The sequence below is a fragment of the Flavobacteriales bacterium genome (assembly GCA_013214975.1).
Classification (GTDB): domain Bacteria; phylum Bacteroidota; class Bacteroidia; order DT-38; family DT-38; genus DT-38.
In genome coordinates this window covers 1-1,573 of record JABSPR010000229.1, presented here as the reverse complement: position 1 = coordinate 1,573, position 1,573 = coordinate 1, and the positions used below count along the sequence as shown (strand labels likewise).

General features: G+C 37.8%; 1 pseudogene. It reads right to left on the bottom strand.

What is annotated here, in order from left to right:
• Positions 1 to 44: 44 nt before the first annotated feature.
• Positions 45 to 1,390: pseudogene (locus HRT72_07625) on the bottom strand (IS3 family transposase).
• Positions 1,391 to 1,573 lie beyond the last annotated feature (183 nt).

The following is a 1,573-nucleotide window of genomic DNA, read 5'->3' as shown; positions in this document are numbered from 1 at the left end:
TGTAAGTCTTCAAAGGAACCGAACTAGGGACAAGTAAAATTAAGTCAAATTTGAATAACCTGCATCAGGTATGTTTTTCTACGTTTTTTCATAGTTTTTTGTTTAATTATTTCTCTTTGTTTAAGTAGTTCTTTATCACGTCCAAAGTATACATCTGACGGAGTTACATTGTTGATTGATTCGTGGTATCTACGGTTATTGTAATAATCAACAAACTCTTCCAGTCGATTAATTAGATCACCTGGCATATAGTAGTTTTCTAGTTTTACTACGTTCTTCATGGATCTGTGATATCGTTCAATCTTCCCTTGAGTTTGTGGATGTAATGGTTTTCCTCTAACATGACTCATCTCTTCTTGTTCAATGTATTCCGCTAGTTCTGAGCTTATGTAGCAAGATCCATTATCGCTTAGCAATCGTGGGCGATTAGATTTATCCAGTCCTGCTTTTTCTAATGCACAATCTATAGTTCTGGTTACATCCTCTGTCTTCATATTAGAACATAGCTCCCAGTGTACTATGTAGCGACTGTAATCATCTAATATTGTTGAGAGGTAATACCATCCCCAGCCAAGTATCTTGAAGTAGGTGAAGTCCGTTTGCCACATCTGATTAGGTCGAACTGTCTTGTCTCTAAACTCACTACTGGCCTGCATTACCAAATATGCTGGTGATGTTATCAATCCCCGCTTCTTGAGTATTCTATAAACGCTACTCTCCGATATGTAATAATGTTTAGTCTCTATCATTCTGTAAGCTAATTCCCTTGGAGATAGTTCTGGTATATCGAGAGCCATTGTTACAACCTCATTGCGAACTTTGTCCGGTATTCTATTCCAGCAATTGTTATCTGCACGAGGTTTAGGAGCAAGGCCATCATAACCTTGCTCTTTATACCTGCCGTACCAATTGTAAAAGGTGCTCTTATGGATGCCTAATTCTCGTAACGTTCTATTGGGCCCTATCTCTGAGTCTTCCACGATTCGGATGATTTCATATTTCTCTGCTTGAGTAAATCGCATATACTTCTTGAATATTATTCTAGACCACTCAAGCTTTTTTTAAGCACACGATTGCTCAAGGTAAGCTCTGCTACCACCTCTTTTAAATCATGGTTCTCCTTTCGAAGATTGGTAACCTCTCCTGTATTAGCTTCTCTTCGAGTATCTCCTAAAAGGCGTCTCTTTCCTGCTTCAATGAAGTCCTTGCTCCAACGATAATACAATGCAGGAGCTATTCCTTCCATTCTACATATTTCTGATATGGACTCTTCGCCCTTTAGGCCTTCTAAGATTATTCTGATCTTCTCTTCTGAAGAAAACTTTCTACGTGTCTGACGTCGAATGTCCTTAACTACAGCTTCTGCTGACTTCTTTTTTGGTCTTCCCATTATTATACATTTAAAGGTTTTATAAAGTTCTTCAAAGCATGCTTTGAAGGTATTAATACTATCACTAAACTTTATCCCTTTATCGGTACACTTTGGTCTGACTCTTTACAGGTCTCAGTAACTTTTTATTCCGATTTCCCACTCTAAAGTCGACTACTTCTTTGGTATCTTTTCTAATTGCAT